Annotated in this window: 17 protein-coding genes and 1 pseudogene; 13 read left to right on the top strand and 5 right to left on the bottom strand. The window is 70.7% G+C overall.

All coding sequences use genetic code 11. From position 1 onward, the window contains the following. Positions 1-334 precede the first annotated feature (334 nt). Positions 335-1,138 carry an HAD family hydrolase gene (locus tag CLV43_RS00285; protein ID WP_106185872.1) on the bottom strand — a complete coding sequence of 268 codons (804 nt, stop codon included), beginning with the start codon at positions 1,136-1,138 and terminating at the stop codon, positions 335-337. Positions 1,139-1,191: 53 nt separating this feature from the next. Here CLV43_RS00285 and CLV43_RS00280 point away from each other — a divergent pair, with 53 nt between their 5' ends. The 3 genes and pseudogenes from CLV43_RS00280 to CLV43_RS50400 form a co-directional block, all read left to right on the top strand. Next, positions 1,192-1,764, top strand: coding sequence for a TetR/AcrR family transcriptional regulator (locus CLV43_RS00280; protein WP_106184927.1), 573 nt, complete (start codon positions 1,192-1,194; stop codon positions 1,762-1,764). Next, positions 1,764-2,678 (top strand): SDR family oxidoreductase, encoded by a 915-nt coding sequence (locus CLV43_RS00275; RefSeq protein WP_106184926.1) that lies wholly within the window; start codon positions 1,764-1,766, stop codon positions 2,676-2,678. Before CLV43_RS00280 ends, CLV43_RS00275 begins: the two co-directional genes overlap by 1 nt. An 802-nt stretch (positions 2,679-3,480) precedes the next feature. Next, a pseudogene (locus tag CLV43_RS50400) lies at positions 3,481-3,756 on the top strand (hypothetical protein); the annotation flags it as partial. A gap of 55 nt (positions 3,757-3,811) precedes the next feature. On the opposite strand, the gene CLV43_RS00265 reads toward CLV43_RS50400, so the two are convergent. Together CLV43_RS00265 and CLV43_RS00260 are read right to left on the bottom strand one after the other, a co-directional pair. Further along, a complete protein-coding gene (locus tag CLV43_RS00265; protein WP_106185870.1) occupies positions 3,812-4,468 on the bottom strand; it encodes a response regulator in 657 nt (218 codons plus the stop codon). 10 nt (positions 4,469-4,478) lie between these two features. After that, positions 4,479-5,639, bottom strand: a complete 1,161-nt coding sequence (locus CLV43_RS00260; RefSeq protein WP_211304226.1) for a sensor histidine kinase — start codon at positions 5,637-5,639, stop codon at positions 4,479-4,481. A 190-nt stretch (positions 5,640-5,829) separates the two neighbouring features. Between CLV43_RS00260 and CLV43_RS00255 the strand changes: the two genes are divergently transcribed. The 7 genes from CLV43_RS00255 to CLV43_RS00225 all read left to right on the top strand — a co-directional run bounded on the left by CLV43_RS00255 (position 5,830) and on the right by CLV43_RS00225 (position 13,763). Continuing rightward, complete coding sequence (locus CLV43_RS00255; RefSeq protein WP_106184924.1) at positions 5,830-6,555, top strand: hypothetical protein; 726 nt, start codon at positions 5,830-5,832, stop codon at positions 6,553-6,555. Further along, entirely contained in the window at positions 6,552-6,923 is a 372-nt protein-coding gene (locus CLV43_RS00250; RefSeq protein WP_106184923.1) for a GntR family transcriptional regulator, read from the top strand. The genes CLV43_RS00255 and CLV43_RS00250 overlap by 4 nt, the downstream gene beginning before the upstream one ends. A gap of 136 nt (positions 6,924-7,059) precedes the next feature. Next, positions 7,060-8,592, top strand: coding sequence for a dynamin family protein (locus CLV43_RS00245; protein WP_106184922.1), 1,533 nt, complete (start codon positions 7,060-7,062; stop codon positions 8,590-8,592). Continuing rightward, positions 8,589-8,981, top strand: coding sequence for a nucleotide exchange factor GrpE (locus tag CLV43_RS00240; protein WP_106184921.1), 393 nt, complete (start codon positions 8,589-8,591; stop codon positions 8,979-8,981). The genes CLV43_RS00245 and CLV43_RS00240 overlap by 4 nt, the downstream gene beginning before the upstream one ends. Beyond that, the gene (locus CLV43_RS00235; protein ID WP_106184920.1) at positions 8,972-10,801 is read left to right on the top strand and encodes a dynamin family protein; all 1,830 of its coding nucleotides are present in this window, start codon (positions 8,972-8,974) and stop codon (positions 10,799-10,801) included. The genes CLV43_RS00240 and CLV43_RS00235 overlap by 10 nt, the downstream gene beginning before the upstream one ends. Positions 10,802-10,890: 89 nt before the next feature. Then, positions 10,891-11,592, top strand: coding sequence for a DUF6802 family protein (locus CLV43_RS00230; RefSeq protein ID WP_106184919.1), 702 nt, complete (start codon positions 10,891-10,893; stop codon positions 11,590-11,592). Positions 11,593-11,951: 359 nt separating this feature from the next. Next, entirely contained in the window at positions 11,952-13,763 is a 1,812-nt protein-coding gene (locus CLV43_RS00225; RefSeq protein ID WP_106184918.1) for a phosphoenolpyruvate carboxykinase (GTP), read from the top strand. Between the two features lie 146 nt (positions 13,764-13,909). Here the strand turns inward: CLV43_RS00225 and CLV43_RS00220 are convergent, their stop codons facing one another. Together CLV43_RS00220 and CLV43_RS00215 are read right to left on the bottom strand one after the other, a co-directional pair. Further along, positions 13,910-15,190 carry a pyroglutamyl-peptidase I gene (locus tag CLV43_RS00220; protein WP_245886036.1) on the bottom strand — a complete coding sequence of 427 codons (1,281 nt, stop codon included), beginning with the start codon at positions 15,188-15,190 and terminating at the stop codon, positions 13,910-13,912. A 50-nt stretch (positions 15,191-15,240) separates the two neighbouring features. Continuing rightward, positions 15,241-16,014 (bottom strand): LamB/YcsF family protein, encoded by a 774-nt coding sequence (locus CLV43_RS00215; RefSeq protein ID WP_106184917.1) that lies wholly within the window; start codon positions 16,012-16,014, stop codon positions 15,241-15,243. A gap of 74 nt (positions 16,015-16,088) precedes the next feature. Between CLV43_RS00215 and CLV43_RS00210 the strand changes: the two genes are divergently transcribed. The 3 genes from CLV43_RS00210 to mctP all read left to right on the top strand — a co-directional run bounded on the left by CLV43_RS00210 (position 16,089) and on the right by mctP (position 18,853). Then, the gene (locus CLV43_RS00210; protein WP_106184916.1) at positions 16,089-16,784 is read left to right on the top strand and encodes a GntR family transcriptional regulator; all 696 of its coding nucleotides are present in this window, start codon (positions 16,089-16,091) and stop codon (positions 16,782-16,784) included. Between the two features lie 117 nt (positions 16,785-16,901). Beyond that, positions 16,902-17,219 (top strand): DUF3311 domain-containing protein, encoded by a 318-nt coding sequence (locus tag CLV43_RS00205; protein ID WP_106184915.1) that lies wholly within the window; start codon positions 16,902-16,904, stop codon positions 17,217-17,219. Beyond that, on the top strand, positions 17,219-18,853 hold the full coding sequence (gene mctP, locus CLV43_RS00200) for a monocarboxylate uptake permease MctP (RefSeq protein WP_106184914.1): 1,635 nt from the start codon (positions 17,219-17,221) through the stop codon (positions 18,851-18,853). The genes CLV43_RS00205 and mctP overlap by 1 nt, the downstream gene beginning before the upstream one ends. The last annotated feature ends 38 nt before the right edge of the window (positions 18,854-18,891 follow it).

Raw genomic sequence — 18,891 nt, 5'->3', positions numbered from 1 at the left:
CTACCACCCCATCCGACGCGCAGCGAGGATGCCTTCCCCCCGATGGCGCAGCCGAGCACAACACCCCACCGGGCGAAGCCCGCCAGCGCGCATCCGGCGCGGAGCGCCTGGGGCCTTGTCCGCCGCGCAGCAAGGATGCTCTGTCCGACGCGCAGCGAGGATGCCCTGTCAGGCGCAGCCTGATGCCCTCCCCACCCACACCTCCCCCACCCACCCCGACGAGAAAGCCCCTCTATGCCCACCACCGCTTGTCAAGACAGCCCTATCGTCTTGACAAGCGGTGGTGGGCATAGAACACTCGGCGAGCCGGGGTGACCCCCCCACCCCCACCCCCTCACCCCGGAAAAAACCGATCCAAAACCCCCGCCGCCCCATCCTCGAACACACTCCCCACCACCTCATCCGCCGCCTCCCTCACAGTCGCGGGCGCCTGCCCCATCGCCACCCCGTGCGCCGCCCACCGCAGCATCTCCACGTCGTTGTGCCCGTCCCCGATCGCCAACGTCTCCGACGCCTCCACCCCCAATCGAACCCGCAGCTCCTCCAGCTCGGCCCCCTTCGTCACCCCCACCGGCCCGGCCGTCAACCACGCGATCGTGTGATCCACCGTCCAGTCCGCCCCCGGCAGTTCCACGTCCATCAGCCGGAACGCCATCTCCTCCGGCGTGTGGTCCAGCCACCGCACCACCAGCCGCGGCGTCGGCTCCGCGACGAACTCCTCCAGGCCGACCTCCCGCAGCTCCCCCCACAGGTTCCCCTCCGGAAAACGGCCGTACATCAGGTTCCCGACCCCGGTCACCTCGGCGCCGTACACCGCTCCCGGCAGCAGCCCCAGCAGCCGGTCCATCACCACTCCCACGTCGAACGCCGTGCACTTCACCACAGACGCGGACGTCGTGTCCCACCACACCGCCCCGTTCGAACACAGCGCGGTGGCGTTCTCCAGCCCCAGTGAGTCCAGGATCGTCCGGGTCCCCATGAGCGACCGCCCGGTGGACAGCACCACGTGCGTCCCGTGTCCCACCGCCCGCCCGATCGCCGCCCGGACCGCGGGCGCGATCTCGTTCTCGCCCATCCGGGCGATCGTTCCGTCGATGTCGAGTGCGATGAGCCGCGGACGCCAGTCAGGTGTGGTCACCGCGTCGAGAATAGTCACTGGCACCCATTAATGAACCATGGTTCAATAACCGTGTGGCCAGGCCCAAGACGATCACCGACGAGCGGCTCCTGGACGCCACCATGCTGGTGATCGGCCGTCGCGGCCCCGAGTTCACCCTCGCGGAGGTGGCGGCCGAGGCGGGTGTCTCCGTCGGCACGATCGCCCAGCGGTTCGGCTCCAAGAGCGGCCTCCTGCAAGAGGTCAGCCGGGTCACCACCCGGATCGCGGTGACGAGGATGCGCGACGCGGCCGGGGCGACCGACGACCCGGTCGACGGCCTCCGCGCCGCGCTCCTCACGCTGTTCGGCGAGCTGGCCGACCCGGAGGTCGCGGCGAACAGCCTGGCCCAGCTCGGCGTCGACCTCGTCGACCCGAGCCTGCGCGCGCTGCTGGTCGAGCACTTCGCGGCCGTCGAGGACGAGCTGTGCGTGCTCGTGCGCGCCGCCGCGCTGCCCAGCGCACCCGCCCCGGAGCTCGCCGCGCGGGTGCTCGCCGGGCTGATCAACGGCATTTCGATGGACTGGTCGATCCGGCCCCGCGGCGCGTTCGCGGACCGGGTCGCCGAAGACGTGGACTCGGTGTTGGGGATGTGGAGGAAGGTCTGATGGACAAGCCGTTGCGGGACAAGGTGGCCGCGGTCACCGGTGCGACGAGGGGAGCGGGCAGGGCGATCGCGGTGGAGCTGGGCGCGGCCGGGGCGACGGTGTTCGTCGGCGGCCGCTCGACGCGGGAGAGCCGGTCGCGGGTGGGGCGCGCCGAGACGATCGAGGAGACCGCCGAGCTGGTGACGGCCGCGGGCGGGCGGGGGATCGCGGTGCGCTGCGACTTCACCGTCCCGGCTGACGTGGACGCGTTCCGCGCCCGCATCGAGTCCGAAGTGGACGGCAGGCTCGACGTCCTCGTGGACGACGTGTGGGGCGGCGAGCAGGACGTCGAGTTCAAGCCGTTCTGGGAGACCGACCTCGACCGGCAGCTCGGGATGTGGCGCAACTGCATGGAGGCCCACTTCGTGGCGCTGCACAAGCTGGTGCCGCTGGTCATCAAGCGGCCGGGCGGCCTCGTGGTCGAGGTGACCGACGGCGACTCCGACTCCTACTACCCCGAGTCGATGGCCTACGACTCCGTGAAGGTCGCCATCCGGCGGCTCGGGTTCGCGCTGGCGAAGGAGCTGGAACCGCACGGCTGCACGGCGGTCGCGGTGACACCGGGGTTCCTGCGCTCCGAGCAGATGCTGGAGCACTTCGGCGTCACCGAGGAGAACTGGCGCGACGCCATCGCCAAGGAGCCGCACTACGTGATGGCGGAGACGCCGCACTACCTCGGTCGAGGGGTGGCCGCGCTGGCGGCGGACCCGGACCGCGCGAAGTTCGCCGGTCGGGCGCTGTCGTCGTGGTCGCTCATGCACGAGTACGGGGTCACCGACCTCGACGGCACCCAGCCGGACTGGGGTCGGTGGAATACCGACGTGGTGTCGACTGGGACCGCTCCCACCAGCGTTGATGCCTCGGCCTACCGATAGTTGACCTCCACAGGTTTCCGTCACTGGTCTGAACCGCGCATCGCCATCGGCCGTAGGCCTGGTCACGCGACGAAAGGAAGTGACGGCAATGAGCCGACGGATGCCCGAGGTAGCGCGAAAGCGGCGCTGGACGATCGCTGCCGGTCTCCTAGTGGTGGTTGGCGCGGGTGCCGGGTCGGCCTTCGCCATGGGGGGCGGCGCCGCGAGCACGGTCGCCTGCCAGGGCCAGAACCTCACGTTCTTCTCCGACACCGCGGCGCCGGGGGTGACCAGCAACCAGTTCCCGGTGGGCACCCAGCTCAAGATCACGAACCTGGACAACGGCAAGTCCACGACGGTGCCGGTCACCGGGGTGTCCGGCAGCTGCGCGCTGCTGAACACCGCCGCGATGGACCAGGTCCGCGAGACCGGCAAGAACGTGATCCGCAACAACAAGGTCGAGGTCGTCAGCGGTGGCGGCGCGGCGCAGCCCGGCGCGGGTCAGCCCGCCGCCCAGCCGGCGCCCGCCGCGGGCGCGTCGGTGTGCCCCGGCAACCTCACGTTCTTCTCCGACAACGCCGCACCGGGCGTCACGAGCAACAAGTTCCCGGTCGGCACCCAGCTGAAGATCACGAACCTGGACAACAAGAAGTCCACCACGGTTCCGGTCATCGGCACGTCGGCGAGCTGCGCGCTGCTCAACACCGCGGCGATGGACCAGGTCCGCGAGGCGGGCAAGAACGTGATCCGCAACAACACCGTCGAGGTCGTCGGCGGCGGTGCCGCGGCCCAGCCCGCGGCCGGTCAGCCCGCGGCGGCCAACCCGCCTGCCGCCGCGCAGCCCGCGACCGGCCAGGTCGTCTGCGCCGGGTCGACCGTGACGCTCTCCGGTGAAGGTGGCGCGCCCGGTGCCAGCAGCAACCAGTTCCCCGTCGGCACGCAGCTGAAGATCACGAACCTGGACAACAACAAGTCCACGACGGTCAGCGTCACGAGCGTGTCGGGCAGCTGCGCCCTGCTGAACAACGCGGCGTTCGAGCAGGTCCGCGAGCCGGGCAAGTTCCTGATCCGCAACGCCCGCATCGAGAAGATCGGCTGAGCGACCGGGTCCCGGTCGGTGGCGTGACGCGTAACGCCACCGACCGGCCCGAGGACTACACGTCCCCCGGACGCACCAGACCGGTCTCGTAGGCCAGGACCACGGCCTGCACCCGGTCCCTGATCTCCAGCTTCGCCAGGATCCGCCCGACGTGCGTCTTCACGGTCGCCTCGGACAGGAACAGCTTCCGGGCGATCTCGGTGTTGGACAGGCCCTTCGCGATCAGCACCAGCACCTCGCGCTCCCGCTCGGTGAGCACGTCCAGCACCGCCGCGTCGCGCAGCTCGCCACCGCTCTCCCCGAGGAACCGGCTCAGCAGCCGCTTCGTCACGCTCGGCGAGACCACGGCGTCGCCGCTGGCGACCGCGCGCAGCGCCGACACCAGGTCACCGGGCGGGGTGTCCTTCAGCAGGAACCCGCTGGCCCCGTTGCGCAGCGCGGACAGCGCGTACTCGTCCATGTCGAACGTGGTCATCACGAGCACCTTGGACGTGCCCGCTTCGGTGATCCTCTTGGTCGCCTCGACTCCGTCCAGCACCGGCATCCGGACGTCCATCAGCACGACGTCGGGCCTGAGCTGGTCGGCGAGCTGCACCGCGTCGAGCCCGTCCGCGGCCTCGCCGACGACGTCCACGTCGGGTTGGGCGCCGAGCACCATGCGGAACCCCATGCGCATGAGCTCTTGGTCGTCGACGAGCAGTACACGGATCACGGGTGCCACCCTAGGACGCGATCAGCGGGAGCACGGCGCGAACCCGCCAGCCACCGCCCGGATTGGGACCGGCGTCGAGCGTGCCGCCGAGCACACCGGCCCGTTCGCGCATGCCGATGAGGCCGTTGCCGCCGGACACCGCGACCAGGTCGTGCGGCGTGCCGTACCCGTCGTCGGTCACCTCGACCACGACCTTCTCGCCGGTGCGCAGCACCTTCACCACCGCGCCCGCGCCGCTGCCCGCGTGCTTGAGCGTGTTGGTCAGCGCCTCCTGGACGATCCGGTAGATGCTCAGACCGAGGCCGACCGGCAGCTGGTCGACGTCACCGGTGATCTCCAGCCGCACCGGCAGCCCGGCGGCCCGGCAGTTCTCCGCCAGGTTCTCCAGCTCGCGCGCGTCGGGCTGGGGCGCCCACTGGGTGCCTGACTGGTCCTCGCTGCGCAGCACGCCGAGCAGCCTGCGCAGCTCCGTCAACGCCTGCCTGCCGGTGTCCGAGATCGTCTTCACGGCGGCCTCGGCCAGCTCCGGTTTCGTGCGGATCGCGTACCCCGCGCCGTCGGCCTGCACGACCATCACGCTGACCGCGTGCGCGACCACGTCGTGCAGCTCGCGGGCGATCCGCGACCGCTCCTCGCCGACCGCGATCCTGGCCTGCTGGTCGCGCTCGGTCTCCAGCAGCTTCAGCCGCTGCTCCAGCTCCGAGTGGTAGGCCCGCCGCGCGCCGACGAACGAGCCGAGCGCCCAGCTGAACCCGAAGATCGCCGCGACCAGTGCGGTGAGGAACACCGCGGCGGTGGGGTCGGCGATCCGCCACACCGCCCAGATGAGCGTCCCGACGAACAGCGCCATCGTGTAGAGCAGCGCGGGCTGCTTCCCCACGTAGGCCACGACCGTGTACAGGGCGATGGCCAGCGCCAGGTCGCCCGCCCGCACCGGCAGCCCGTCCAGCAGACCGCCGTGCGTCATCAGCTGGAGGAACCCGCCGAGCAGGACGACGTAGCTGCTGGCCAGCGGGTACCGGCGGCGGAACGCCACCGGCACGGTGAGCAGCAGCCCCACGAGGAAGATCGCTCCGCCGGGCACCCGGTCGGTGCTCGCGAACGACGAGAGGTCGGCCAGGAACAGCAGCCCGGCGATCAGGGAGTCCCCGAACACCGGGTGCGCTCTCATCCACAGGCTCAACCGCTGCACGACAGCAAGATTAGGTACCGGGCGAACCATTCGCGTCGCGCCACGGGCTGAACGTGCGTACGCCTCCAGGTTGACGGCCGCGATCGCGTTGTGTCGAGCACGTGGTACAAAACCCGGCCAGCTGTGCCATGCTTGTACCAAGAAGTCGGTACAAAACCGGAGGACGGGCATGCACTCCTGGGTCGACCTGGTATCCGCCGCGTTCGTCGGCGTCATGCTCCTGATCGCGTTGTGGCCGACCGACAAGACCGCGGCCAAGGTGCTGCGCAGGTGGCGCGTCGCGGACCCGACGGCCGCGCAGGTCGCCGAGTCGAAGGTGTACCTCAAGCGGCGGCGGCTGCTGTACCCGTGGCTGTTCGTCGGGACGAGCTACGTCAGCTCGCGGGTCGAGCCGGAACCGGACTTCTTCCTGGCGATCCTGGTGACGGTGCTCGCGGGCATGCTGCTGGCCGAGCTGATCGCCGCCCTGCGCCCCAGCAAGGGGCGCAGGCGCGAGGCCGTGCTGGCGCCGCGCCGGGCGCTCGACCTGGTGCCCGTGTGGGGAGTGGCGCTGTTCGGCGTTAGCGTTGTCGCCGTGCTGGTGGTGCTCCTGACGACCCGACCGCTGCCCTGGGTGGGGCTCGCGGTGCTGGCGGTCGGCGTGCTCGCGGCGCTCGGCGGGGTCCGGCTGGCCGTCACCCGCCCGACCAGCGGCGACGAGGCCGTCGACTCCGCTTTCCGGGTGCGCAGCGCGCGGGTGGCGCTGGGTCTGGGCGTGGCGCTGACCGGCCTGGTCACGTCGTACTCGTCCGCACGGGGGCTGCCGGTGCTGCTCCTCGCGGTGCTCGCGGTGGTCTTCGGCCTCGGCTGGCTGGCGACCCCGCCGTACGTGTCGCGGACGCCCGTCCGGAGATGAGCGCACCGCCCCGGATCGTCGTGGACGTGGACAGCGGTGTCGCACCGTGGCGCCAGGTCCGCGACCAGATCAGCAGGCTCATCACCCTGGGGTGGCTGCCGACCGGGTCGCGCCTGCCGACGATCCGGCAGCTCGCGGGCGATCTGGGCATCGCGCCCGGCACGGTGGCGCGCGCCTACCGGGAGCTGGAGACGAGCGGCGTGCTGAGCACCGGCAGGCGGCAGGGCACCGTGGTCGCCGCCGCGCCCGTCCCCGCCCCGGACGCGCTCGAGGCCGCCGCGGCGGAGTTCGCCGGGGCGGCCAGGGCACTGGGGATCGGGGTGGACGACGCCGTGGCTGCCGTCCGCGCCGCCTACTCGGTCGAGTAGGGCTTTCAGCGGCCGATGGTCGAGATCAGCGTTCGCCCACCGAGAACGGGTTCCGCAGGCTGCCGAGCACCCGTCGCGGCAGGTCCCGAAACCGAACGGCCACCACGTCCGGCACCGTCGTGGCACGATCTGCCGCGTGACCACGGCTACCGGACGACAACTGGCCGGACCGCTTTCGGCGGCGGTCGCGAACCTGTGCGTCTCGTTGCAGCCGCAGGTGTCCCCCGAGACCGCCGCGGGCTTCCGCGAGGTGCTCCGCAGGCTGTCCGCGCCACTCCAGGTCGCCATCGCGGGCCGGATAAAGTCCGGCAAGTCGACGCTGGTCAACGCCCTGATCGGCCGCCGGGTCGCACCGACCGCGGTCGGCGAGTGCACCCGGCTGGTCACCCGGTTCCAGTACGGCACGGTCGACCGGATCGAGGTGATCTTCACCGACGGCCGCAAGCAGGTGCTGCCGTTCGACGCGGCCGGGATGATCCCCGCCTCGCTCGGCGTCGACGTGGACGAGGTGTCGCACATCGAGGCGTACCTCACCAACGCGGTGCTGCGGGACCTGACCGTGATCGACACCCCCGGCCTCGGCTCGCTGGACGCCGCGTCGGTCGCCCGCACCGAGGCGCTGCTCGGCGCGGCCGGTGACCTGGACCCGGTGTCGCGCAACGCGGTCGCGGGCGCGGAGGCCGTGCTCTACGTCGTGACGCAGGGCGTGCGGGCCGACGACCACCAGGCGCTGGCGGCGTTCACGGCGGCCACCGCCAGCCGAGAGGCCGGGCCGGTCAACGCGATCGCGGTGCTGAACAAGGCGGACACCATCGCGCCCGAGTCGGTCGACGGCTCCGACGGCGACACCTGGAAGGCCGCGCTGCTGATCGCGGAGAAGCAGGCGCAGATCCTCAAGCCGAGGGTCGCCGACGTGCTGCCGGTGATCGGCCTGGTCGCCGAGTCCGCCGAGACCGGCGGGTTCACCTCGGCCGACGCCGACGCGCTGCGCAGGATCGCCGAGCTGGACGCGGCGACGCTGGACATGATGCTGATGTCGGCCGACCTGTTCACCAGCTGGGAGTGCGAGGTCCCGGCGGGCGTGCGGGCGGGGCTGATGGAACGGCTCGACCTCTACGGCGTGCGGTGCGCGCTGACCGCGCTGGCCGCCGAACCCGCGATCACCGCGGGCGCGCTGCGGCGCAAGCTCCTGGACTCCTCCGGCCTGGACGGCGTGCGCGCCAAGCTGAACGCGGTGTTCCGGGTCCGCGCCGACGGCATCAAGGCCGCTGCCGCGCTCGCGTCGGTGACGGCGCTGGCGCAGGCGTCCGGCGACGCGGGCGAGCGGCAGCGGGTGCACAACGCGATCGAGGTGCTGCTCGCCAAGCCGGAGGCGCACCAGCTGCGGCTGCTGGAGGCGTTGACGCTGGTCACCTCCGGCGCCGTCGCGATGCCCCCGGACCTGGTCGAGGAGGTGCTGCGGGTCGGCGGCACCCCGCACGTCCCCGACCAGCTCGGCCTGCGCGGCCGACCGCTGCCGGAGCTGACCGCCTACGCGCTGGAACGGGCGGGCTGGTGGCGCTCCTTCGCGTCGTTCGGGGCCACTCCAGCCCAAAGCAGGGTGGCGCACGTGGTGCACCGGGCGTACTTCCTGATCTGGCAGCAACTGCGCGGCGGGGGGCAGCGATGAGCGCGGACGGAACCGACGCGGTGTCGACAGCGTCGCAAGCCGATGTGGCGGCACCAATGATGGACACGATCGGTGACGAACTGCTGGACCAGGCGCTTGCCGAACGGCGCGCGCTGGTGCAGCTCTGCCTCTACGCCCTGGACCGGGCCCGCAGCGCCGGTGTCGTGGAGCGCATCGAGGAGGCGCTGGCCTCCGTGGGGGTGCGGGCGGTGCGCCCGGACGGGGACCGATTCGACCCGTCGCGGCACGAGGCGGGCGGCACCGTGCCCACCGACGACCCGTCGCTCGACGGGGTGGTCGCCGAGACCGAGGTGGTCGGGTTCACCGACCGCGAGCGGACCCTCCGGCCGCCGATCGTCACGGTCTACACCGCGAGGACGTGCCCTTGACGCTGCCGCAGACGGTCAAGCAGGCCAGGGAGAAGCTGACCGCGCTGGTCCGCGAGGTCGACCCCAAGGCCGCGGACTGGGTCGACCAGGTCCGCTCCGCCCGCGACCGCACGCCCAGCGTGGTCGTCGTCGGCGAGACGAACCGCGGCAAGAGCTCCCTGGTCAACGCCATGCTCGCCACGCCGGGCCTGTCGCCGGTCGACGCCGAGGTCGCCACCAGCACCTACCTGGTCTTCCGGCACGGCGAGCGGTGGGCGAGCCGCGCCTGCTACCCCGGTGTGCTCGAACCCGTGCCGTTCGAGCCCGCCGAGCTGGTCAACTGGGTGTCCGCCGCGCACGACCTGCCCGAGGGCCAGCTGCCGCCCAGGTACGTCGAGGTCGACGCCCCGGTGCCGCTGCTGGAGCGGATGTCGGTCGTGGACACCCCCGGCGTCGGCGGCCTGGACACCGTGCACGGCGAGCTGGCGCTGGAGGCGGCCGCGTCCGCCACCGCGCTGCTGTTCGTGGTCGACTCGTCGGCCCCGTTCACCAAGGGCGAGCTGGCGTTCCTGCACAGCGTCGGCGAACGCGTGGAGACGGTCGTCTTCGCGCTCACCAAGACCGACCAGTACCGCGGCTGGCGGCAGCTGCTGGACGCCAACAAGGCGCTGCTGTCCGAGCACGCGCCGAGGTTCGCCGACGCCGTCTTCCACCCCGTGTCGTCGCGGATGTTCGAGATGGCGGGCAAGGCCCCCAACCCCGACGCGGCCGCGATGCTGCGCGAGCGGTCCGGCATCGCCGACCTCCAGGCCGCGTTGCAGGAGCTCGTCGTCGGCCGGGCGTCGATGCTCGCCGAGGCGAACGCCCTGCGCGCGCTGGCCACCGTGCTGGCCGAGCTCGACGTCCGCCTCGCGGGCGAGCAGCGGGCGTTGAGCACCGGCGAGGAGGAGGCCGAGGTGCTGCGGGCGCGGCGCGAGGAGCTGAACTCCCAGCGCCGGTCGTCCACCAAGGGCTGGCAGCTCAAGCTGCGCGGCGAGGTGCAGCGGGCCCGCGTCGAGTGCGCGCACGAGGTCAGCCGCCAGATGCGCGACCTGCAGACCTGGTTCCGCCAGGCGATCGACGTGGCCGACCGCGAGGCGCTGGCGAAGCTGCCGGAACAGGTCGACGCGGCGCTGCAGGTGGTCTCCGGCAGGCTGAGCGCCCTGCTGGCCAACCGGTTGGCGCAGGTCACCGACACGTCGTTGGCCGAGCTGTTCTCCCCCGACGAGCTGGCCGTCATCCGCTCCCAGTTCGCCCGCGGCCCGCACCAGCCGGTGGCGCTGCGCCCACCGGACAAGCGCCCGCCGACCGCCGAGGACAAGCTGCTGGTGTTCATGGGCGTCTCCGGCGGCCTCGGCGCGGGCAGGCTCGCCGTCCTCCCGCTGGCGGGCCTCGGCGTCGCCGCCCTGAACCCGATCGTCCTCCCGGTCACCGTCGTCCTCGGTCTCGGCGCGGGCTGGTGGATGGCCAGGACCCGCAAGCACACGGCCGACAAGCAGCACCTCAAGCAGTGGCTCTCCGACGCCATCGCCGACGCCCGCTCCACCGTCGACCAGGTCGTGGCCGAACAGCTGATCGTCGCCGAACAGCACCTGTCGCTTGCCCTCGACGACGCCCTGGGCAAGCGCGTCGAGGCCATCGAGGCCGAGCTGCGCGACGTGGACAAGGCCGTCCGCATGGAGGCGGGCGAACGCGGCCGCGAGCTCCAGACCGTGACCAGGCGCCAGTCCGAACTCAGGTCCGGCCGCGCACTGGTCGACCAGCTCCTGGGCCGCATCCGCACGGTCCGGGACCGGGCCTGAGCGGTCGGGCCGACCTGTGACTTCTCCCTCGGAACCGAACAGGCCTACCGTGGGTCCTACCGGTACGCGACGCGCAGGAGGGTGACCCGGTGTACATCGACGAGAACGGCGGAGCCGACGGCGAGCTCAAGGTCACCGTCGAGGGCGAGGAGTACACCGCCGAGACGACCTTCGACATCGACGACGACGGCATCGAGGACAGCGCGGTCGTGGAGACCGGCGACGGCGGGCACCTGGCGTTCACCGACACCGACCGCGACGGCGACGCCGACCTGATGAGCACGTTCGACCACGACGGCAAGCTGGTGGCGCAGGCCAGGTTCGACGTCCACTCGGGCGAGTGGATCGCGGTCGACCCGGCCGACGCGCACGAGCAGACGAACACCAACGCCGGGCACACGATGATCGTGGACACGGACACCGGCGACCAGAACGTGGGCGTGCCGACCGAGGACACGGACGGCGACGGCCGGGCCGACACGGCGGTGGTGAAGGACGAGGACGGCGACACGTGGCTGTTCACCGACGTGGACGGCGACGGCAAGGCGGACCTGGCCACGGAGATCACCCGGTCCGGTGAGGTCACGATGACCGAGCACACCGCCGAGGACACGTGGACCGAGGTGGAGCGCGGGCACATCGACTCGAACGGCAAGTACGTGGCGGACAGCAAGAGCGGCGTGCTGTCGGAGTCCGACGACGTGTGGGTGGACCACGACGAGCCGTTCGGCTCGGTGTCCGGTGTCGTGCGAATCGATTCCACGACCGGTCAGTGGATCAGTCCGAACTGAGTCGAACAACAATACTCATTGGCCTAGACCACTGAGAGCGCTTCCATACTTCGCGGAAAAAGTGGGCCCCGTGTGGCGATCGCCGCACACGGGGCCCTTGCTTTTCCAGGACTAAAGCGCAGATCACAGTTCGCGGTCTGGTAAACGGGTGCTGAATCGATTCCAGAATCGGTCTTGTGAGGGAGCCGACAGGTCAGGTGTCGGTAACCGGCGATTAACCCCGCTAGCCTCGGTCCATCCCCTTCACAGCACGTCCGGGTTCCCCGGACGTTGTGGAGCTATTTCCGAGGACGTTGTCGTCCCATGCCGGGCGACGATGTCCGCGTGGGCCTGTGGCGCTAGTCAGGAGACGAGACGAGATGACGGCAGTGACCATTCCCGGTCTCGACAAGGCACCTACCAACCATGCTGGCCTGCTGTCCTGGGTCCGCGAAGTCGCCGAGCTGACCTGTCCGGACGAGGTCGTGTGGGCCGACGGAACCGACGCGGAATGGACACGGCTCACCGGAAAGCTCGTGGACGCCGGAACGTTCGTCCCCCTGAAGAAGAAGCAGAACTCGTTCTGGGCCGCCTCCGACCCGACCGATGTCGCGCGGGTCGAGGAGCGCACCTTCATCTGTTCGCTGGACGAGGCCGACTCCGGCCCCACGAACAACTGGATGGACCCGGCCGAGATGAAGGCCATCATGACCGGGCTCTACCGGGGCTCGATGCGCGGCCGCACGATGTACGTGATCCCGTTCTGCATGGGCCCGCTCGACGCCGATGAACCCATGCTGGGCGTGGAGATCACCGACTCCGAATACGTCGTCGTCTCCATGCACATCATGACCCGCATGGGAGACAAGGCGCTCGCGAAGTTCGGCGAGGACGCCAAGTACGTGAAGGCGCTGCACTCGATCGGCGCCCCGCTCGAGGACGGCCAGGCCGACGTCCCGTGGCCGTGCAACGACACGAAGTACATCACCCAGTTCCCCGAGGAGCGGATGATCTGGTCGTTCGGCTCGGGCTACGGCGGCAACGCCCTGCTGGGCAAGAAGTGCTACTCGCTGCGCATCGCCTCGGTGATGGCGCGCGACGAGGGCTGGCTGGCCGAGCACATGCTGATCCTCAAGCTGACCTCGCCGGAGGCCAAGGTCTACTACATCGCCGCGGCGTTCCCATCCGCGTGCGGCAAGACCAACCTGGCGATGCTGGAGCCCACCATCCCCGGCTGGAAGGTCGAGACGCTCGGCGACGACATCGCCTGGATGCGCTTCGGCGAGGACGGCCGCCTGTACGCGGTGAACCCGGAGAACGGCTTCTTCGGCGTGGCGCCCGGCACGGACTACCACACGAACCCGAACGCGATGCGCACCATCGCGAAGGGCAACTCGCTGTTCACCAACGTCGCCCTGACCGACGACGGCGACGTCTGGTGGGAGGGCATGGGCGAGCCCCCGGCCCACCTGACCTCGTGGAAGAAGCAGGACTGGACGCCGGACAGCGGCGAGCTGTCCTCGCACCCGAACTCGCGCTACTGCACGCCGATCGACCAGTGCGACATCAAGGCGCCGGAGTGGGACGACCCCAAGGGCGTGCCGATCTCGGCGATCTTCTTCGGCGGCCGCCGCGCCACGACGATCCCGCTGGTGACCGAGTCGCGCGACTGGCAGCACGGCGTGTTCATGGGCGCCACGCTGTCCAGCGAGACGACCGCCGCCGCCACCGGCAAGGTCGGCGTCGTGCGCCGCGACCCGATGGCGATGCTGCCGTTCATCGGCTACAACGCGGGCGACTACTTCAAGCACTGGATCGAGGTCGGCAAGAACGCCGACGCGACCAAGCTGCCGAAGATCTTCTACGTGAACTGGTTCCGCCGCGGTGAGGACAAGCGCTTCCTGTGGCCCGGTTTCGGCGAGAACTCGCGCGTCCTGAAGTGGGCGATCGAGCGCATCGAGGGCAAGGCCGCGGCCGTGGAGACCCCGATCGGCCACGTGCCGACCGCCGAAGCGCTGGACCTGTCGGGTCTGGACGCGGCGACCGCCGACATCGAGACCTCGCTGGAGGTCGACGTGGAGGAGTGGAAGGCCGAGATCCCGCTCATCGAGGAGTGGTTCACCAAGATCGGTGACAAGCTGCCGACCTCGCTGCGCGACGAGTTCGAGGCCCTGAAGCAACGCCTCAGCTGATGGCTTGAGGCGTGGAGAAGACCCGGTGGCCAGCGTTGTCCACCGGGTCTTCTGCCTTTGTGCACACCTGTGCACACCAGCTGAGCTGCGATGAATCGAAGTTGTCCACAGCCTGTGCACGGATCTGTGCACAGGCTGTGGAAGAGTCAGACGACGCCGACGAGCGCCACGGCCTGGTCGGTGATGTCCCGCCGCTGCGCCTCGAACGCGGCGTCGGTCAGCGCCGCCGAGTCGACCGGCTGGGTCAGCACGGGCACGTGCAGGTGGCCGCCGAGGACCCCGGTCGCGCCGAGGCCGGTCCGCACGCGGTTGGCGCGGTACATGCTCTCGTTGGACAGGTAGTCACCGCCGCCGCCGGACGCCGCGGCCGCGCCGGGCGTCGGCTCGTCGCTGCGGCACGACATCGGGCCGACGCCGGGGGTGCCGACCGGCCACTCGCAGAACGACCTGTTGAGCTGGACCGGGAACGGGCCGGTGCCCGCGTCGATCATCTTCTGGTACGGCAGCGTGGTCTCGATGAACTCCGTCGCCGGCTGCGGCCAGCCCGCCGCGTCCGGGACCGGGCCGACCGAGGACGCGTCGTTGTTGTCCGGGAACCCGCCGCGCCAGCGCGACGCCCAGCGCTCCACGTCGAACCGGCCCGGCCTGCCCTGGCTGATCGTCACGAACGCGTCCGGCTTGACCGCGGCCTGCAGCGCGGTGCCGTAGACGGCCTCCACGACACCCTCGTCGAACCCGCCCCAGAGCACCGGCAGCACTGCGGCCTGCACCACGACCTCGCCCTGCGGGGTGTCGAACACCTTGCCGTCGAGCTGCAGCGCGGTCGCGCCCGCGGGGTTGCCGCGGCGCACGGACGTGCCCTGGAGCTGGAACGGGTCGAAGCCGGTGACGACGATCCGCCGGACACCGGGCTCCTGCGGGAACCGCACGTCCGACACCCCGCGCGAGGCCCGGTCGACCGCCTGGACGAGCGCCGCGCGCGTGGCCGCGTCGAGCCCGAACCGCGGCGTCCACTGCCGCAGCGCCTTGGTCAGGTGCAGCCGGGCCCAGTACAGCGGGCGGTCGTCGTAGGCGTCCCAGGTGGTCTGGGTGCTCTGCGCGCGCTTGACCGCCGCGCGCCAGAGCTCACCACCGGCGGTGCTCGCGAGCTGGGTGGCGGCCCGCGCGGAACCCGTGCGGCACAGGCGGTCGGTGAACTTCTCGACGGCCGGGGTGAACCCCGCGAGCCGGACCAGTTCGGGTCCGACCGCGGGGCCACCGGCGACCAGGGTGTCGTCGAGGCGCTGTTCCTCGACGGTCAGGGGTGCGTTGGTGTCGAAGCAGGGGGCCGGGGTCGCGTCCTGGGCGGAGGCGACTCCGGGTGCCATGAGCAGGGACAGGGCGACCGCTGCGGGCACGAGGGCGCGCAGCCGGGAGAAGTGGGTCACCGCGCGATAGTGGCCGGTCACTGGGAGTGTCGAAACCCCGCTTGTCGGGGTCACGCCGTCAAGCTGCGGTTTTCCCGATCAAGAGGTTTTAACTTCACACCGGAGCCCGTCAACGCCTGCCGCACGGCGCTCGCGATGGCCACCGCGTTCGGGGTGTCGCCGTGCACGCAGATCGAGTCGACCCGCGCCCGGATCGGGAAGCCGTCGACGCTGGTGACCGTGCCCTCGGTGGCGAGCTGCACGCAGCGCCGGGCGATCTCCACCGGGTCGTGCAGCACCGCGCCCGCCCGACCGCGGGGCACGAGCCCACCGGACGTCGTGTACGCGCGGTCGGCGAACGCCTCGAACCGCACCGGCAGCCCGGCGACCTCCGCGCGCTTGAGCCACACCGCGCCCGGCAGCCCGAGGACCGCCAGCGTCGGGTCGTAGGCGCGCACCGCGTCGACCACGGCGTCGGCCTGCGCCTCGTGCCTGACCAGCGCGTTGTACAGGGCGCCGTGCGGCTTCACGTAGCCCACCCGCACCCCGGCCGCCCGCGCGCAGGCGTCCAGCCCGCCGAGCTGGTAGAGGACCTCGGCGGTCAGCGTGGCGGGCTCGACGTCGAGGAACCGGCGGCCGAACCCCGCCAGGTCGCGGTAGCCGACGTGGGCGCCGATCGCGACGCCCCGTTCGGCGGCCAGCTCGCAGGTGCGCCGCATCGTGTCCGGGTCGCCCGCGTGGAAGCCGCACGCCACGTTCGCGCTCGTCACGACGTCCAGCAGACCCTCGTCGTCGCCGAGCGTCCACCGCCCGAAGCCTTCCCCCAGGTCCGCGTTGAGATCCATGGCCCACCTCCCTGAAGCCAGGGTAAGGATTGTTCAACAATCCGACAATACTCCAAACCGGCTAAGATGGGCCCATGACCACCGCGCCGTCGCACGACTGGCTGGGCACCCTCGCCGACGACCGCCTCAGCCAGGACCGCGCCCGCGCGGAACGGGTCGCGGACAAGCTCCGCGACCGGATGCTCGACGGCGAGCTCACCCCCGGCCTCCAGCTCAACGAGAAGGCCATCTCCGAGGCGCTCGGCATCTCCCGCAACACCCTGCGCGAGGCCTTCCGGCTGCTCACCCACGAACGCCTGCTGGTGCACGAGCACAGCCGCGGCGTCTTCGTGTGCGAACCGGGCGTGGCGGAGGTCGCGGACATCTACGCCGCCCGCCGGGTGATCGAGTGCGGCGCGATCCGCCGGTGGACCGACGCGACCGAGGAGGCCCGCCAGGGCGTGCGGGACGCCGTGGCGTTCGGCGTGCGCGGCGCGGAGACGGACAACTGGCTCGACGTCGGCACGGCCAACATCCGCTTCCACCGGGCGATCACCGCGCTCGCGGGCAGCCTCCGGCTCGACGAGGAGGTCCAGCGGCTGCTGGCCGAGCTGCGGCTGGCGTTCTACGTGATGGGCAACCCGCGCGAGTTCTACCAGGACTACCTGCCGATGAACCTCGCCATCCTGGCGCTGCTCGACGCGGACTCCGTGGCCGAGGCCGAACAGGAACTGCTCCGCTACTTCGACACGGCCGAGTCTCATTTGGTCACTAGGCTGACCGGGCGTTAGTCGGTCACGATTTGGCAGTCCAATCCGCAGTCGATCCACACGACACGGTGACGGCAACACCCTCCCGGCCTAACATCTCGAAACACCTGAGTAACCAGGGCCGTACGGAGGGGCAACATGCCTTCTGACCCAAAGTCCAGCTTGCGCTGGAGCAACTGGAACCTGCTCCTGCTGGTTCCGCTGCTGATGCTGATCACGCCGTTCTTCAACTTCGCCAAACCCGCGGTGTTCGGCCTGCCGTTCTTCTACTGGTACCAGTTCGCGTTCGTCCCCGTCGGCGTCCTGTGCGTCGGGCTGGTGTTCCTCAAGACCAGGGACGAACCGGTGCTGCACGGTGACGACCACCTCGCCGTCGACGACCTCGACGCGGGCACCGCGAAGACCACCGGCACGGCGAAGAGCGCCGGTTCGGCGAAGAAGAAGGGGAAGCGCTGATGCAGTGGACCGAGTTGGTGGTGTTCACGGTCCTGTTCCTGCTCGTCACCGTGCTGGGGTTCTTCGCGGCGAGGTGGAAGCAGGGCAGCACCCTCGAGCACCTGGACGAGTGGGGGCTCGGCGGCCGCAAGTTCGGCTCGTGGATCACCTGGTTCCTGGTGGGCGGTGACCTCTACACGGCCTACACGTTCGTCGCCGTCCCGGCGCTGATGTTCGGCGCGGGAGCGATGGGCTTCTACGCCCTGCCGTACACGATCATCCTGTACCCCATCGTCTTCCTGCCCCTGGTCAGGATGTGGTCGGTGTCGCGGGTGCACGGCTACGTGACGCCCGCCGACTTCGTGCGCGGCCGCTACGGCTCGCACTGGCTGGCGCTGATCATCGCGCTCACCGGCATCCTCGCGACCATGCCCTACATCGCGCTCCAGCTCGTCGGCCTGGAGGCCGTGCTGCGCACGATGGGCCTCAACGGCGGCGGCATCCTCGGCCACCTGCCGCTGTTCATCGCGTTCGTCGTGCTGGCGCTGTACACCTACCAGTCCGGCCTGCGCGCGCCCGCGCTGATCGCGTTCGTCAAGGACGGCCTGATCTACCTGGTGATCATCGTCGCGGTGGTCTACCTGCCGAGCAAGTTCGGCGGCTGGGGCGGTGTCTTCTCCGACGCCCAGGCCAAGTTCGACGCCACGACCGCGCCGGGCGACGGCACCCTGCTGAACGCCAACAACCAGCTCCAGTACGTGACCCTGGCCCTGGGCTCGGCGCTGGCGCTGTTCCTGTACCCGCACTCGCTCACCGGCATCCTCGCCTCGCGCGGCCGCAAGGTGATCAAGCGGAACATGGTGGCGCTGCCCGCCTACTCGCTGCTGCTCGGCCTGCTGGCGCTGCTGGGCTACGTCGCCATCAGCGCGGGCGTCAAGCCGATCACGAACCAGGCGACCGGGCGGCCGGACACGAACACCATCGTGCCGGTCCTGTTCGGCCAGGAGTTCCCGTCCTGGTTCGCGGGCATCGCGTTCGCCGCCATCGGCATCGGCGCGCTGGTCCCGGCGGCGATCATGTCGATCGCGGCCGCGAACCTGTGGACCCGCAACATCTACAAGGAGTACATCAAGAAGGACGCCACGTCGGCGCAGGAGGCCAAGCAGGCCAAGCTCGCCTCGCTGGTGGTGAAGTTCGGCGCGGTCGCGTTCATCCTGTTCATCGACCCGCAGTTCTCCATCGACCTCCAGCTCATCGGCGGCGTCATGATCCTCCAGACGCTGCCCGCCGTGGCCATCGCGCTCTACACCCGCTGGTTCCACGTGTGGGGCATGATCGCGGGCTGGGTCGTGGGCATGGGCTGGGGCATGTACCTGCTCTACACGATCCCCAACACCGCGGCGAACAAGGCGCACTTCGGTGGTTCGGCACTGCCGCTGGGCAAGCTGTCGCTGCTCGGCTGGCACCCCTTCGGCGCGTCGACCGTGCAGATCTACGTCGGCATCGTCGCCGTGGTGGCCAACCTCCTGGTCGCCGTCGTCGTCACGTTGGTCGCGCACAAGAGGCGCGTGCCCAACGGCACCGACCAGACCAACCCCGCCGACTACCACGTCGACGAGGACAGCTCGCGGGTCAAGGCGATCGCGGCGCACTAGTTCACCGGTCCGCACCGAGGCCACCGGGGTCCGTCCCC

The sequence above is a fragment of the Umezawaea tangerina genome (assembly GCF_003002815.1).
Taxonomy (GTDB): Bacteria; Actinomycetota; Actinomycetes; order Mycobacteriales; family Pseudonocardiaceae; genus Umezawaea; species Umezawaea tangerina.
Note: the sequence above shows the minus strand (reverse complement) of the source record. Positions and strands in the feature narration are given on the sequence as shown.

Excerpts from the sequence above, each read along its gene's own strand:
- CLV43_RS00210 (WP_106184916.1), top strand. The coding sequence starts at position 16,089 with ATGACCACCGCGCCGTCGCACGACTGGCTGGGCACCCTCGCCGACGAC.
- CLV43_RS00275 (WP_106184926.1), top strand. The coding sequence starts at position 1,764 with ATGGACAAGCCGTTGCGGGACAAGGTGGCCGCGGTCACCGGTGCGACG.
- CLV43_RS00240 (WP_106184921.1), top strand. The coding sequence starts at position 8,589 with ATGAGCGCGGACGGAACCGACGCGGTGTCGACAGCGTCGCAAGCCGAT.
- CLV43_RS00205 (WP_106184915.1), top strand. The coding sequence starts at position 16,902 with ATGCCTTCTGACCCAAAGTCCAGCTTGCGCTGGAGCAACTGGAACCTG.
- CLV43_RS00260 (WP_211304226.1), bottom strand. The coding sequence starts at position 5,639 with ATGAGAGCGCACCCGGTGTTCGGGGACTCCCTGATCGCCGGGCTGCTG.
- mctP (WP_106184914.1), top strand. The coding sequence starts at position 17,219 with ATGCAGTGGACCGAGTTGGTGGTGTTCACGGTCCTGTTCCTGCTCGTC.
- CLV43_RS00255 (WP_106184924.1), top strand. The coding sequence starts at position 5,830 with ATGCACTCCTGGGTCGACCTGGTATCCGCCGCGTTCGTCGGCGTCATG.
- CLV43_RS00250 (WP_106184923.1), top strand. The coding sequence starts at position 6,552 with ATGAGCGCACCGCCCCGGATCGTCGTGGACGTGGACAGCGGTGTCGCA.
- CLV43_RS00225 (WP_106184918.1), top strand. The coding sequence starts at position 11,952 with ATGACGGCAGTGACCATTCCCGGTCTCGACAAGGCACCTACCAACCAT.
- CLV43_RS00215 (WP_106184917.1), bottom strand. The coding sequence starts at position 16,014 with ATGGATCTCAACGCGGACCTGGGGGAAGGCTTCGGGCGGTGGACGCTC.